The sequence below is a fragment of the Acidobacteriota bacterium genome (genome assembly GCA_030697165.1).
In the GTDB taxonomy this organism is placed as follows: domain Bacteria; phylum Acidobacteriota; class Vicinamibacteria; order Vicinamibacterales; family UBA2999; genus 12-FULL-67-14b.
In genome coordinates, this window is record JAUYQQ010000009.1 from 1 (window position 1) to 13319 (window position 13319).

13 protein-coding genes and 1 tRNA gene are annotated in these 13319 nt (G+C 66.8%); 7 read left to right on the top strand and 7 right to left on the bottom strand.

Annotation, left to right across the window (positions count from 1 at the left end; all coding sequences use genetic code 11):
• The first annotated feature begins 117 nt into the window (after window positions 1-117).
• Window positions 118-1236: an exo-alpha-sialidase gene (locus Q8T13_08295; GenBank protein MDP3717745.1), complete on the top strand. Its 1119-nt coding sequence runs from the start codon at window positions 118-120 to the stop codon at window positions 1234-1236.
• Here Q8T13_08295 and Q8T13_08300 read toward each other — a convergent pair.
• Window positions 1233-1961: a sulfite exporter TauE/SafE family protein gene (locus Q8T13_08300; GenBank protein ID MDP3717746.1), complete on the bottom strand. Its 729-nt coding sequence runs from the start codon at window positions 1959-1961 to the stop codon at window positions 1233-1235. The genes Q8T13_08295 and Q8T13_08300 overlap by 4 nt on opposite strands.
• Before the next feature lie 48 nt (window positions 1962-2009).
• On the opposite strand from Q8T13_08300, the gene Q8T13_08305 reads away from it, so the two are divergent.
• Complete coding sequence (locus Q8T13_08305) at window positions 2010-2633, top strand: carboxypeptidase regulatory-like domain-containing protein (GenBank protein MDP3717747.1); 624 nt, start codon at window positions 2010-2012, stop codon at window positions 2631-2633.
• Window positions 2634-2715: 82 nt separating this feature from the next.
• On the opposite strand, the gene Q8T13_08310 is transcribed toward Q8T13_08305, so the two are convergent.
• Entirely contained in the window at window positions 2716-3117 is a 402-nt protein-coding gene (locus Q8T13_08310) for a hypothetical protein (protein ID MDP3717748.1), read from the bottom strand.
• A gap of 97 nt (window positions 3118-3214) precedes the next feature.
• Here Q8T13_08310 and Q8T13_08315 point away from each other — a divergent pair, with 97 nt between their 5' ends.
• Window positions 3215-4162, top strand: coding sequence for a hypothetical protein (locus Q8T13_08315; protein MDP3717749.1), 948 nt, complete (start codon window positions 3215-3217; stop codon window positions 4160-4162).
• A gap of 13 nt (window positions 4163-4175) precedes the next feature.
• A tRNA-Ala gene (locus Q8T13_08320) sits at window positions 4176-4251 on the top strand.
• 78 nt (window positions 4252-4329) lie between these two features.
• Here Q8T13_08320 and Q8T13_08325 read toward each other — a convergent pair.
• Entirely contained in the window at window positions 4330-4698 is a 369-nt protein-coding gene (locus Q8T13_08325) for a hypothetical protein (protein ID MDP3717750.1), read from the bottom strand.
• Window positions 4699-4842: 144 nt separating this feature from the next.
• Here Q8T13_08325 and Q8T13_08330 point away from each other — a divergent pair, with 144 nt between their 5' ends.
• Both Q8T13_08330 and Q8T13_08335 read left to right on the top strand, forming a co-directional pair.
• Window positions 4843-7311 (top strand): ABC transporter permease, encoded by a 2469-nt coding sequence (locus Q8T13_08330; GenBank protein MDP3717751.1) that lies wholly within the window; start codon window positions 4843-4845, stop codon window positions 7309-7311.
• A gap of 36 nt (window positions 7312-7347) precedes the next feature.
• Window positions 7348-8430 (top strand): FtsX-like permease family protein, encoded by a 1083-nt coding sequence (locus Q8T13_08335; GenBank protein ID MDP3717752.1) that lies wholly within the window; start codon window positions 7348-7350, stop codon window positions 8428-8430.
• 21 nt (window positions 8431-8451) lie between these two features.
• On the opposite strand, the gene Q8T13_08340 is transcribed toward Q8T13_08335, so the two are convergent.
• The 4 genes from Q8T13_08340 to Q8T13_08355 form a co-directional block, all read right to left on the bottom strand.
• Window positions 8452-8595 (bottom strand): DUF3309 domain-containing protein, encoded by a 144-nt coding sequence (locus Q8T13_08340; GenBank protein MDP3717753.1) that lies wholly within the window; start codon window positions 8593-8595, stop codon window positions 8452-8454.
• A gap of 257 nt (window positions 8596-8852) precedes the next feature.
• The gene (locus Q8T13_08345) at window positions 8853-11519 is read right to left on the bottom strand and encodes an ABC transporter permease (protein ID MDP3717754.1); all 2667 of its coding nucleotides are present in this window, start codon (window positions 11517-11519) and stop codon (window positions 8853-8855) included.
• Window positions 11516-11848: a PadR family transcriptional regulator gene (locus Q8T13_08350; GenBank protein MDP3717755.1), complete on the bottom strand. Its 333-nt coding sequence runs from the start codon at window positions 11846-11848 to the stop codon at window positions 11516-11518. Before Q8T13_08350 ends, Q8T13_08345 begins: the two co-directional genes overlap by 4 nt.
• Window positions 11849-11920: 72 nt before the next feature.
• Window positions 11921-12466, bottom strand: a complete 546-nt coding sequence (locus Q8T13_08355; protein ID MDP3717756.1) for a hypothetical protein — start codon at window positions 12464-12466, stop codon at window positions 11921-11923.
• A 45-nt stretch (window positions 12467-12511) separates the two neighbouring features.
• Between Q8T13_08355 and Q8T13_08360 the strand changes: the two genes are divergently transcribed.
• Entirely contained in the window at window positions 12512-13318 is an 807-nt protein-coding gene (locus tag Q8T13_08360; GenBank protein MDP3717757.1) for a hypothetical protein, read from the top strand.
• The last annotated feature ends 1 nt before the right edge of the window (window position 13319 follow it).

Consider the following 13319-nt stretch of genomic DNA (forward strand, 5'->3'; position numbering starts at 1 on the left):
GCATATGGCGGCCTTCATCGATGGCCGCCAGATTGACGACCGCGTGTCGCTCAGCGACCCGGTCGCGGCCACGGCCGTGGTCGATGTCGTGCAATCGTTGTCCGGAGGCTAGCCGTCATGACCGAGCGGTGTTTTGTCAGCACGCGGAAAGGTCTGTTCACGCTCGAGCGTGGCGCCGGTGGGTGGCGCATTGAGCGCGCGAGTTTTGTCGGCGACAACTGCACCCTGACCATGCCCGATCCGCGCAGCGGCCACCTGCTCGCCGCGCTCAACCATGGACACTTCGGCGTCAAGCTACATCGCTCGCAGGACGGCGGCGCCACCTGGAAGGAAATCGCGGCGCCGAAGTATCCCGAGAAGCCGGCCGGCTACGTGCCGAAGGTGCCGGTCGAAGGCGTGCCGGCCGACTGGTCGCTGAAGCTGGTGTGGGCGCTCGAGCCCGGCGGCGCCAATGAACCGGGCGTGGTGTGGTGCGGCACGCTGCCGGGGGGCCTGTTCCGTTCAGAGGACGGCGGTGATTCATGGGAGCTGAACCGGCCCTTGTGGGACGACCCGCTTCGAGAACAGTGGTTCGGCGGCGGCGCCGAACAGCCTGGCATCCACTCCATTTGTGTTGACCCGCGCGATGCGCGACACGTGAAGGTCGGCGTGTCATGTGGCGGCGTGTGGACGACGCGGGATGGCGGCGCGCATTGGGACATCACCGCCAAAGGCATGCGGGCCGAGTTCATGCCGCCCGAGAAGCAGTTCGAAGAGAACGTGCAGGATCCGCATCTCGTGGTGCAGTGCCGCTCGAATCCAGACGTGCTGTGGGTGCAGCATCACAACGGCATCTTCAAGAGCGTCGATGGCGCCGCCACCTGGAGCGAGATCACCGGCGTCCAGCCGTCGGCATTCGGGTTCGCGGTCGCCGTCCATCCCGACAATCCCGACACTGCGTGGTTCGTGCCTGGCGTCAGCGACGAGAAGCGTTATCCCGTGGACGGCCGCGTGGTGGTCAACCGGACGAGCGATGGCGGCCGGACGTTCGAGACGTTGACCCGGGGGCTGCCGCAGGAACATGCCTACGACCTGGTCTTCCGGCACGCGCTCGACGTGGACACCGCCGGCAAGACCCTGATGATGGGTTCCACCACGGGTTCGTTATGGTTGAGCGAAGACGGCGGCGATTCGTGGCAAACCGTGTCGACGAACCTTCCCCCGGTGTACGCGGTTCGGTTCGAGAAGCCGATCTAGCGCAACAGCATCGACAGGCCGAGCAATCCAATCAGCACGGCCACCACCGGGCGAAACACCGCCTCAGGTATTCGCCTGAGCACGCGCGCGCCACCAAGTGTGCCGGCGGTGACGCCGGCGCATGCCACGGCAATCAGCCACCACAGCTCCGCGATCTGCGGGCCCATGACCACCGCGTAAACGGGCATCCGGGCCGCGTCAACCATCAAGCCGATGGCGGTCGCGGTTGCGACAAACGCCTGCTTCGGCATCGAGAACCCCAGCAAGGCACCGGCGCGAATACCGCCCTGATTCCCGACCAGGCCACCGAGCAGGCCCGAGAGCGAACCGGCGAGCCAGGCCCAGGCGCCGGTGAACTTCAAGCGCTTCGATAGTCCGCTCAACTCGGACGCGGCCACGAACAGCAGCAGCATCCCAAACACCAACTCCAAGGCCGGGCTGGTGGCGCGCGAGTGCAACAGTGCGCCGGTCAACCCGCCGGCAGCGCTGGCCAGGCCGAAGCTCCACAGCACGCCGCGATCGACGTGCCCCTTCACCAGCCAGAACCGGATCGCCGTGCCGAGCAGGTGGGGAATGGAAACTGCCGCGACCGCGAGGCGGGTGTCCGCCCAGAGTGCGAAGGTCGGCGTCAGCAGGCTGCCGATGCCGAAGCCGGTGATGGTAGCAATGCCGCCGGCGACGATGCTGACGATGAAGATGAGCGGTGCGGCCGCGTCCGGGGCCATATCTGGCTCATGCTAGCATCGCAGTCTGTCGATGCGAGGACACGCCACATGCTGAACCGTCACGCTGTTCGTGCGCTCCTGGTATTCGCCGGCTTTTTGACTGCCGGCGCGTGTGGATCGCCCACGCCTTCGACGGCCCCGCCGGCCGCGGCGAGCACCGCACCCGCCGACACCGCCAACGCCGAAGTCACCGGCACGGCGCGCAAGGGCGCCATCATCTCGTTGCTGCCGGCCGCCGGTGAGGTGCCGTTGCCGGAAGGACCGGCGGTGATGGATCAGTATGCCAAGCAGTTCGTGCCGAACATGCTCTACGTCCGGGTCGGCCAGCCGGTCGAGTTCCGCAACACCGAAGACATGGGTCACAACGTCACCGTGAACCGCCGCGACACCGGCGCCGGCATCTTCAGCGTGGAAACCGATCCGCAGCAGAAGCACATCCACACTTTCGACCGGGTCGGCCAGTACGACGTCACCTGCAGCATGCATCCCGGCATGCAGGCCACCGTCGTGGCCACCAGGAGTCCGGTATCAACCACCGTTGGCGACGATGGCCGCTTTACGTTAAGCGGCGTGCCGGCCGGCGACTACACGTTGAGCGTAACGTTCGAGGGGCGGACGGTGGACCAGGCAGTGGCCGTGAAGGGCCCGCGCACCGAGGTCAAAGTCCAGTAGATGTGGCGTTCGCTTTGTCCAGTAATGTGGCGTCCGGCTTCTTGACCGCCGTAGCCTTGGCGAAGGTGGTTAGCCGGACCGTTCAGGCATTAGCGGCGGGGTGGTGGAGCTTGAGCAGCGTGACCAGATCACGGTGCGCCAGGACCGCATCCGGCACTTCCTGCAAGGCCGCCTGGTAGCGTTCACCGTAGGGGGTTCCCGCGACCGGCGAGGCCAGTTCCCGCGCCAGGGCCACCAGCGGCGTGACCGGCGGAGCTTCCGGTGGCTTGGCGTCCAGGGCCTCGTCGATGGCCACGATCAGGCCCGACATGGGCCGGAGCCAGGCGAAAGAATTGTCATTGAATATCACGTGCAGCAATTGGGTGGGGGCCATCGGCCCGTGATCCAACTCGTAGGAGGCCCGCTGCCAGTCGAGCAGCGTCTTGTGCAGGTGCAGGAGGGCGTTTCTGAGCTCGCGGAGCAGGGAGCGATCGGCGTCGTTCACGGAAATTCCCGCACCAATCTTATCAGCGAATGAATCGCCGCCCGGCGTATGATGACCTGACGCCCCTGCGGCTGCGGCGGCGGTCCCCTAGCTGACTATGACCATACCGAACCTGAACTTCCTCTCGTTCGAGAGTCGCAAGAACAACTCGTTGTCGTTCCCGATGTTCACGGTCTTCATCGCCCTGCATCCGCTCGCGGCGTTCCTGATCATCCGGACGTTCTTCCGCCCGACCTGGGACGCGCAATTGTCGGCCGGCCCCGTCGCCATCATCCTGACCACGCTTGGCTGCAGCCTGGTGTTCTGCTTTGGCGAATACTTCTTCCATCGCTACCTGCTGCACGCCAACTCGGTGAGTTTCCTGGGCAAGCTCAGTTTCAGCCACCTCGCCCATCACAAGCTGACCTCGATCACCATCGTCGACGACAAGGTGAAGAGCGCCTATCCGATCGAGGATGAGGTTCACGACGAGTTCGCGACGTTCCCGCCCTATGCGCTGCTGGCGTTCATGGCGTTCTGGACGGTGTTCTTCCTGCCGGCGGCGTTCTCGTTTCCCACCTTCCCGATCCTGATCGGCGGCTACATCGCCATCAGCATCGCGCACTATCTGTACGAGACGATCCACGTCGCGCACCACACCCCGTACGACCCGTGGTGGAAGCGCAAGATCGAGGGTCCGGTGTTCGGGACGATGTGGCGCAAGTTGTACGGGTTTCACCAGGCGCACCACGCCAACTACAAGTGCAACATGAACATTGCCGGGTTCTACGGAATCCCGCTGGCGGACCTGGTGCTCGGCACCTACGTCCAGCCGGAGGTGTTGCTGCTCGACGGCGTGCCGGCGAAGAAGTCACTGGCCGCGAACCTGGGGGCGACCCCGCCGTGGCCGGTGTCGGCGCTCGACCAGGCCAACCTCAAACGCCGCCGCCGCATGTCGAAGGAACAGTCGGAACGGGCCGCCAGGCGCAAGGCCGCCGAACGAGCCGAAAGTCCCAGCCCGGGCCGCGCCGTGGTTGATCCGGTACGCCCCGGCGAGTTACGATAGGAACTTCCCCAGGGGGCCTGTAGCGCAGTTGGGAGCGCGCATCAATGGCATTGATGAGGTCACCGGTTCGATCCCGGTCAGGTCCACCATTCGACTCGCCTGTCAGCCCGCCTTCCAGGCGGGCCGAAGGCTCGCTCATGGCGAGCCCATTCCACTCACTTCTTCGCTCACCCCTGCATCCGATCGCACTCCACCTTGTACGCCTCGAGCAACTCCGTGAGCGTGGTCTGCACGAGGTTCTGCGCTGAATAGACCTTGCCGAGAGGAACCACCAGGTTCTTTTGCTTCAGCTCATCTTCGACGGTGAGCGCCAGTTCCGCGAGCCGCTCGAGGTGGGCGCGCGAATGGAACTCCAGGTCCTTGAGCTGGGCGAGCACCACCAGCGACCCTTCAAGTGCGGCATTCGGCACCAGCGCGGCCGTTTCGTCAGGGCCGACGGCCGCCGGCGTGGCGGGACTCTCGGCCGGCTCATCCTTGGCGCGCTTCTTCTCCTGGCTGACTTTCTTGGCGTGGGCGTCGTTACGCGGATCAGACATATGACTCCATGGGAAGAAGGGGTCTCCACACATGGTGGCAAAGGGTCGCGATTCCGTCCGTTCAATTGTGAACACCCTGGACAGGGGACCGTTCGCCCGCCGGGAACCATTTCCTGTCCCGCTCGTCTGAGGACTGGAGACCGCATGAACGAGACCGCCTTCTTCGACAACACCATCGGCGACGTGCAGTACGCCCTGCGCAGCTTCAGGCGGACGCCGCTGGCCGCCTTCACGATCGTGCTCACGGTCGCGATCGGCCTCGGCGTGGTGGCGGTGATCTTCACCATCCTGAACGCGATGCTGTTCCGCGTCGACCAGGTGCCGGACGTCCGGGCGTTCTACGCCGTCGAGCGCGCGCAGCTGTCGGACGGCGCCGGTTCGCTCTTCACGCGGCCGCGCTTCGAGGCGTTGCGAGCGGAAACCAGCGTCTTCACCGACGCCTACGCCGCGCTGTCCGACATCGACCTGCGCGTCGATGGGCGAGTCATGGACGTCACACTCGTCACGGGCAATTTCTTCCAGGTGGTCGGCGTCACTCCCGTGATGGGGCGCGCCATCGGTGCTCAAGACGACGGGCGATTGGGCGGGAACCCCGTGATCGTGCTGAGCGACAAAGGCTGGGAGCGCCGCTTCAATCGCGACTCGAACGTGCTGGGACAGACGGTACTCGTCAACGGTGCCCCCTTCCAGATCATCGGCGTCATGCCGGCCGGCTTCCGCGGGCTCGCGGTGAGCGCGCCCGACTTCTGGGCGCCGCTGTCGCAGCTCGGCCAGTTCAGTCCGGACGACCGGGGCCGCGAAGACAGCGTCGGCGTAGAGATCATCGGCCGGCTGAAACCGGGGACGTCCATGGAACGCGCTCGCGCGCAACTTGCGGCGTGGGACTCGAACCAGTCAGCCGGCGGTGCCGCTGACCAGACGATGAGCATTGAGCTGGCACCGCGTTGGGGCACCGTTCCGCAGCCGCTCGAAGCCGTTGCCGTCTTCACGCCGTTGTTCCTGGCGTTCGGGTTGATCCTGCTGATTGGCTGCGCCAACGTCGCCAACCTGCTGCTCGCGCGCGGCGTGGCACGGCAGAAGGAGATCGGGATTCGGCTGTCGCTCGGCGCGTCACGGCGGCGGATCGTCCGCCAGCTGATGACCGAGAGCGTGCTGCTGGCGCTGGCCGCGGCTGCCGGTGGCTACCTGATTTCACGCGTCGTGCTCGAGGGCACGGTCTACTGGGCCCTCCGCACCATGCCGCTCGATCTCGGTGACGTCAACCTCGGCGTGCCCGCCGCCGATTGGCGCGTCGCGCTGTTCCTGGTGGTCGCCGCCGTGGCCGCCACGGCGTTGTTTGCGCTGCTGCCGGCGCTGCAAGCGACACGGATCGAGGCGGTGCGGACGCTGCGCGGCGAGCTGGTGAAGGACGCGCGACCCGGGCGGGCGCGCAATGTCCTGATTGGCGTGCAGGTGTTCGCCTCGGCACTGCTGCTGATCTGCGCCGCGATCTTCCTGCGCAGCGCCATCGCCTCGTCGCAATTCGAGCCGGGATTGCGCACCGCCGACACGATCTTGATTGACCCCTTCAACGAGCCCAAGCGGGCCGCCCTGGTCCAGGCCCTGGCCGGCGAGGCCACGATCACCGCTCACGCCGCGCTCAGGCCGGCGCTCCTGGCTCCGCCACCCCGTGGGTTTGCCGACACCGGCGCGGGTAAGACGCCGCTCGCCTACAAGTTCGTGTCGGGAGCGTACTTCGACGTGCTCGGCATCGCCATCGTGCGCGGGCGCTCGTTCACGGCGGCGGAACGTGACGACTACCCGGTGGCGATTGTCTCGGAGTCGACCGCGCAGGCGCTATGGCCGAATGGCCAGGGCGTCGGCGAGACGTTTCGGCTGGAGCCGGATCTCACGACCCAGTCAGGTGGCGGCGCGCTGCTGACGATCAACCCCGGGCAGGAGGCGGCGGCGCCGCTCACGCCGCGCATGGTCACCGTCATCGGCGTGTCACGCGACGTCGCCGGCTTTCGGTTCACCGATATCAAGGAGCCGGGTGTCTACCTGCCGACCAGCCTCGACGTGGCCAGGACCTCGGTGGTCGCACGCGTGCACGGCGACCCCGACCTGGCCCGGCAAGCACTCATCGAGCATCTCACCAGGATCGATCCGAACCTGGGCATGATCGTGACCATGCGGACGGTGGCGAGGCTCGAAACGTTCTTCCTGCAAATGGCGTTCTGGGTGTCGGTGATTCTTGGCGGCCTCGCGCTGTTGCTGACGGTCTCGGGGCTGTTCAGCGTGCTGTCGTACCTCGTCGCACAGCGCACCAGGGAAATCGGCGTGCGCATGGCACTCGGGGCGTCGTCACTGAACGTGACGCGGTTGATCCTCGCGCAGACCACCCGGCCGGTTATTTACGGGCTGCTCGCCGGCGCCGGACTTGCGGCCACGCTGGCCACGGTGCTGTTGGCCACGCCGCTCGGCGCGCTCATGTCCGAGATCGTGCACGTGACTGATCCCGTCGCGTACGGGGCTGGCGTGATCTTGATCATTGCGGCCTGCCTGGCCGCGGCCTGGATCCCTGCCGCGCGCGCGGCGCGCGTCGATCCGATGCAGACGCTTCGCCAGGAGTAGACAGGAACACGCAGGCCGCCGATCCTCAGCCTGCTGGTGCGCGGCGCCACCCGCGAGCGCGAATTGTCGATTCGGGCGGCGCTCGGCGCCGGCCGGCGCAACTTGATCGGTTATCTCTTCTTCGAGGCCGTGTTGCTGGCCGCGGCCGCCGGCGCGATCAGCGCCTTGGTGCTGTTCGGCATTCCGGCCGTCATTGGCTGGCGCCTGGGCGTGCCCGTTCCTCCAGAGATCGATCCCGACCTGACCGGCATCGCGATCTCGTCCGGGCTATGCCTGCTGGTCAGCGTGCTGTTCGGGCTGTTGCCGGCGCTGCGCTTCAGCCGTCCCAGCCTGATTCACGCACCGAAGCAGGACGCCGGCGGGGGCGGACGCCAGAACATTCGCGTGCATCGCGTGGCCGCGCTGGTTCAGATTGGCATAGCGGTGCCGTTCCTGGTCGTCAGTGGTGTGATGCTCGACCGGGTGAGGACTGCCGAGCTGGGCTTTCAAACCCATGGCCTGGCGGCCGCGCGCCTGCCGGCGTCAGCGGGACCGGAGCGCGAGGCCGGATTCGCGATCCGGAAAGTCCGCGACGATCTCAAGCACACCGCCGGTGTGCTCTCAGTGGCGATCGCGGAAGGCATGCCGGTCGATTTCGACTACCGGATGTTCCGGGTCGCCAACACGGCGCAAACCGACTTCGTCTCGGCGCAGGTCACGCGCGTGGGCGAGAGCTTTCTGGAGACGATTGTTGCCGGGGGGCTGGTGCTGATTCTCGCCGCGCTCGGCATCGTCGGCGTCGTGGGGTTCATGGTGGCCACGCGCACGCGCGAGCTGGCGGTTCGAATGGCGCTCGGGGCCACGCGATTGCGCGTGCTGAGGATGATGCTGTCGGACGTGGTGAAGCTGGTGATCCCCGGCGTGGCCGGCGGCCTGTTGCTGGGCGCGGTGCTGATTCGCACCGTGGAGAACGTGATGGGCACACCGCTGACCGTCGGTCCGACACCGCTCGGCGTGATGGAGCCCATCATCGATATGGGCGCGGCCGCGATTGCGATTGCGGTGGCCCTGCTGGCCGGGCTGCCGGCCGCTCGCCGCGCCACGACCGTCCAACCGATGGTCGCGATGCGATCCGAATGAGCGGCCGGCACCGGCCCTGGTTCAGAGCCGGCCCGTAAGCGCCAGGATCACGATAATGATGAGGATCAATCCTCCCAGTCCGCCACCGACGCGCGGCCCGCCGGCATAGAAGCCGCCGCCGCCGAACACCACGAGGAGAATAATCAGTATCAACAGCAAGCTCATGGCTCCCTCAATTCCTGTGTTGGCGGCTCGACTGATTTGCCGAAACGCCTGCCCACCACAGTCTCGTAGGGACTCGCTGCAATAAGCTCGCCGCACTTCCAGGCCCGCGGCGAGGGCCGGAACACCCGCCCGCGCGGCTCATCTGTTTCCACCCCATGGGTTATCTGGTTCCACTTTCCGGAATCCAGGCCATCACCGCACAGCTGTCTCGTTGTTCAGCTACAAAGTTACGCGTCTATCCGAACGAAAGGCGGATTCTACTGGGACCGTAGCGCCGTCGCCGGAGCAATCCGCGAGGCGCGCCAGGCCGGCCCGACAATCGCGAGTCCCGTCGTGAGGCCCAGTACGATCGTCACCGCCGCGAACGTCAACAGATCGAGCGGCTGTACGCCAAACAGCACGCTCGTCAGCAGCCGTCCGAGCATCGCCGCCAGCAGCAGGCCAATCGCCGCGCCGATCGCAATCACCCGGGTCGCACTGCCCACCACCAGACGCAGCACGTCCCCGGTTGATGCGCCGAGCGCGCGTCGCACGCCGAAGTCGCGCACCCGCAGCTGCACCGAGTACGCCAGGATGCCGAACACCCCGACCATGGCGAGGACCACGGCCAAAGCCGCGAACGCGGAGACCATGATCGCGCGGAAGCGGTGGCGGCCGGTGGCCGCCCAGGCGACGTCCTCGAGGGTGACCACGCCGGCCACGCTGACCAGTTGCTCCCGGTCGATTCGCGAGATGGCCGACCGTACCGCCGGCGTCAGGTCCTCGGCGCCGCTGGTCTTCGACCGCACCATCAGGATCATGTCGTCCGAGGGGTCCTGGACCATCGGCACATACATCTGGACGAAATCAGCCACTTCGTCGGGCCGCTGCTTGACCTGCCTGGCAACGCCGACGATCTCGACGACCTGCGGCATCTCGCGTTGCTCGGGTTTCACGGCGACCCGCATCCCAATGGGCGACCGGCCGCCCAGGCTGCGGGCGAACGCTTCGTTGACGATCGCGACGCGGGGGGCGGTGGCCGCGTCGCGGCTGTCAAACGCGCGGCCCGCGACAATCGGCAGGTCCAGCGTCGAGAAATAGGTGGGGCTGATCAGCTGAACGTTCGTGGTGGGCCGGTTCGCTTCGTCGAGCGGGGCGTCGCCGACCACCTCGTAGATCCACGGATACTCACCGAAGAGCGAGTCGCCAAGCGGCAGGCCGCTCGTCCAAGCCACATCCTGCACACCCGGAACCGTCCGGACTTCCGCTTCAACCTGGTCGTAAAACTGCTGCAGCCGCTCGGGTGTCGGATAGCTCGAGCCCAGCGGATCGACCACCATCGTCAAAACACTTTCAGCGCGATAGCCACGGTCGAACGACTCGACGGCCATCAGCGTGCGCAGCAGCAGGCCGGCGCCAAACAGCAACAGCACCGCCGTGGCCACCTCGCCGGTCACCAGCAGGGTGCGCAGCCGCCCACCGCCCCCGATGGTCGTGCGGCTATCGGCGCCCATGGCTTCCGACGCCGAGATGCTGGTCGCCTGCCACGCTGGGGCAATGCCGAAGATCACGCCAATCAGCAGCGCGGCCGCGATGCAGAACGCGACCACGCGCGCGTCGAACGCCAGCGTGACCGTGGCCGGCAGCAGCCCCTCGGGAATCAGCGTTGGGGCCACCTGTAGAATCGCCGCGCCCACGCCAAGGCCCAGGCCGCCGCCAATCAGCGACAGCACCACGCTCTCGGTCAACAGTTGCCGGATGATGCGACGGCGTCCCGCGCCGAGCGCCGAGCGGACGGCGAGCTCGCGCGACCGCGCCGTGGCCCGCGCCAGCAACAGATTCGCGACATTCGCACAGCAGATCAACAACACGAAGCCGACCACGCCGAGGAACAACAGCGAGGTGGTCCTCAGGTCGCCGCCGATCATCGTGGCGTGCATGGCTTCGAGCCGAACGCCGCGGCCGGCGTTGGTCTGCGGGAACTCGCCCGCCAGCCCGCTGGCCACCGCCGCCAGGTCCGACTGGGCGGCCTCAATGCCGACGCCCGGCTTCATGCGCCCGACCGCCTGCAAGGCGTACGAGGCGCGCGCCCGCGGCGGCAGGTTCATGATCGGCCGCATGGCCCACACGCTGGTGCGGCCGAGGATCTCGAACTCCCTGGGCATGATGCCGACGACGGTCCACAGGCCGCCATCGAGCGTGATCTCGGTGCCGACGAGGGCGGGATCGCGGTTGAAGCGCGTCTCCCAGAACCCCTCGCTGAGCATCACCACTCTGGCGCGTTTCTGATCCTCTTCAGGCAGGAAGGCGCGCCCGACAATCGGCTGCACGCCCAGCACGTCGAAGATGCCGGCCGAGACCCACTGACGCGACACCGTCTCGGCGTTGCCATCGCGTCCCGCCATCACCATGCTGGCCACCTCGGGAGTGAAGCCGGCAATCGCCTCGAAACTCCGGCCGCGTGAGTGAAAGTCGGTCATGTTCAACGGCGACACGAAACTGCGGTTGTTCGTCGCCGCGGTCTCCCAGACCGTCACGAGCCGATCCGGCTCGGCATACGGCAGCGGGCGCAGCAACGCGGCATCCACCATGGCGAAGATGGCGCTGTTGGCGCCAATGCCCAGGGCCAGCGTGGTGATCGCGACCAGCGCGAAGACCGGCGCGTTCTGCAACTGCCGCACCGCAAAGATCACATCGTCTCGAAGTTCTTCCAACCACAACGCCATACTCAGCTCCCGATCTCGCTTGCGGCCAACGTTGACCATTGTTTGTTTCACGCGGGCCAGGTCGCCCATGCGGCGGATGGCAGTGTCCCGCGCCAAAGCGGGGTCCATGCCGCCGGCGATGAGTTCGCGGGTGCGCATCTCGACATGGAACGCCAGTTCCTGGTCCACTTCCTGGTCGAGTGGCACACGCCACAACCACGAACGAAGCGATCGCCTCACGTGGCCAACACCTTCGCGACACCGGCCGAGAAGCGCCGCCAGTTGGCCACCTCGGCCGCGAGTTGCGCCCGCCCCGGCGCGGTCAGGCGATAGAGCTTCGCCCGCCGGCCCAGTTCGGAAGTGCCCCACTCGGCCGCGACCCAGCCGCGGCGTTCAAGGCGATAAAGGGCGGGATAGAGCGACCCCTCCTCCACCAGCACGGCCTCGCCGGTCGTGTCTTCGATGAAGCGGGCGACGGCGTAGCCGTGGCGGGGACCATGCGCCAACGTCTTGAGAATCAAGGCGTCTAGCGTTCCGTGCAGCAGGGCGTTGGTCGACTTTGATGACATGCGCGTCCGTTCCCGAATACCAAGACATTCTTGGTATGAGGGATTGGACGGAAAACAGGTGGAGAAGGTTTGCTAGGCGCTCAGTTCGCTCATGACCTGCACCTGGCAATCGTGGCACAGGCCGTGGGTCAGCTGGGGAACGGGGGCATCAAAGAGCCGGAGTTCCGCCACGACCTCTTCAATTTCGGCCCAGCGGTTGCCGATCCGGCCGCGGTTGCACCAGCTGCACACCGTCAGCATGGCGCCGGAGCGAGACACCTGCGGCTCGAGCACTCGCACCGCCGGCCGCGTGGCCAGGTCCAGCAGGCGCGAGCGGAACTCGAGCTCGGCGCCGACCGCGACAATCGTGAGGGACATGCGACGCCGCAACATGGGGCTGTCGCAGCGGTAGGGCAGCTCGATGCGGACGCCGGCCAACGCGCGCTCGCGCAAACGGTCGTAGATCAGCCGCGTTTCGATGCCGGCAATGCCGTCGGCCACGCGACGGCCCAGGACCGCCGGGCCGAGCAGTTCGGGCGTGTCGTTCAGCACGGCGAACGCGTTCCAGCCCTCGTTCACGAAGGTCAGGTTCCCGGCGGCGTCAACGCGGTAAACCACGTCGGAAGGGTTCTTCGTCACGAGAGGCCGGTACTATCGTAACCTCGTTGCCGGATCGATGTCCTCATGAGAGCCAGGCCCCAGATTACCGACCAGATCGAAGAGCATCGCGACGAGCATTGGCGGCGTGGGGGCACGCGCCAGGTCGAGACGGCCGCCGACGCCGAGCGTTTCGTCGAGCGGGCTGGCTTTGCCGCCTGCCTGACGGATTCGCGCAAGCCGGGGCCGTCGCTCTATGTCGCGGTCTGCGGCCGGCGCGACGCGGTGATGCCGCGCAACGTCCAGAAAGATCCCGAGGCGTCGCTGACCTGGGTGATCAAGGACGAGGTGATCAAGCGCGGCAAGGTCTATTACGGCAAGCTCGCGCGCGGCAAGGCCACGTTTCTCGCACCGCGGATGATCCCCTACTTTCATGCCGTCTGGGGCATGCGCAAGTCGGAAGAAGCCGAACGCCTGAGCCCGGCGGCACGGGCTATTCTCAAGGTCTTGCGCCGGGAGTGGGAAATGGCCTCGTCGGACCTGCGCCACGACTCGGGGGTCGGCGACCGTGGCGCGTTCACGAAAGGCATCGACGAACTGCAGGCGGCGATGATCGTGATCCCGAGCGAGGTGCTGTACCTGCCCAGGTTCACCTACATCTGGACGCTGGCGGTCGGACGCTTTCCCGACGGCTTGCGCCAGCGCGTCAGGCGCGACGTGGCGGTCCGCGAGATCGCCCGCTGCTTCCTGGCCGGGGCGGGCACAACGATACCCGGCGAGCTGGCGCGGGTCACGGGGCTCTCGCGAGCCGAGGCCGGCCTCGGCAATCGCGCGCTGGTGGCTGAAGGCTCGGCCACCATGCTCGCACCGGGACACTACCAGTGGGGGCCCTGAC

Bases quoted from the DNA above. Each gene is read 5' to 3' on its own strand.
- Q8T13_08295 (MDP3717745.1), top strand. From the start codon at position 118: ATGACCGAGCGGTGTTTTGTCAGCACGCGGAAAGGTCTGTTCACGCTC.
- Q8T13_08330 (MDP3717751.1), top strand. From the start codon at position 4,843: ATGAACGAGACCGCCTTCTTCGACAACACCATCGGCGACGTGCAGTAC.
- Q8T13_08305 (MDP3717747.1), top strand. From the start codon at position 2,010: ATGCTGAACCGTCACGCTGTTCGTGCGCTCCTGGTATTCGCCGGCTTT.
- Q8T13_08340 (MDP3717753.1), bottom strand. From the start codon at position 8,595: ATGAGCTTGCTGTTGATACTGATTATTCTCCTCGTGGTGTTCGGCGGC.
- Q8T13_08315 (MDP3717749.1), top strand. From the start codon at position 3,215: ATGACCATACCGAACCTGAACTTCCTCTCGTTCGAGAGTCGCAAGAAC.
- Q8T13_08350 (MDP3717755.1), bottom strand. From the start codon at position 11,848: ATGTCATCAAAGTCGACCAACGCCCTGCTGCACGGAACGCTAGACGCC.
- Q8T13_08360 (MDP3717757.1), top strand. From the start codon at position 12,512: ATGAGAGCCAGGCCCCAGATTACCGACCAGATCGAAGAGCATCGCGAC.
- Q8T13_08325 (MDP3717750.1), bottom strand. From the start codon at position 4,698: ATGTCTGATCCGCGTAACGACGCCCACGCCAAGAAAGTCAGCCAGGAG.
- Q8T13_08300 (MDP3717746.1), bottom strand. From the start codon at position 1,961: ATGGCCCCGGACGCGGCCGCACCGCTCATCTTCATCGTCAGCATCGTC.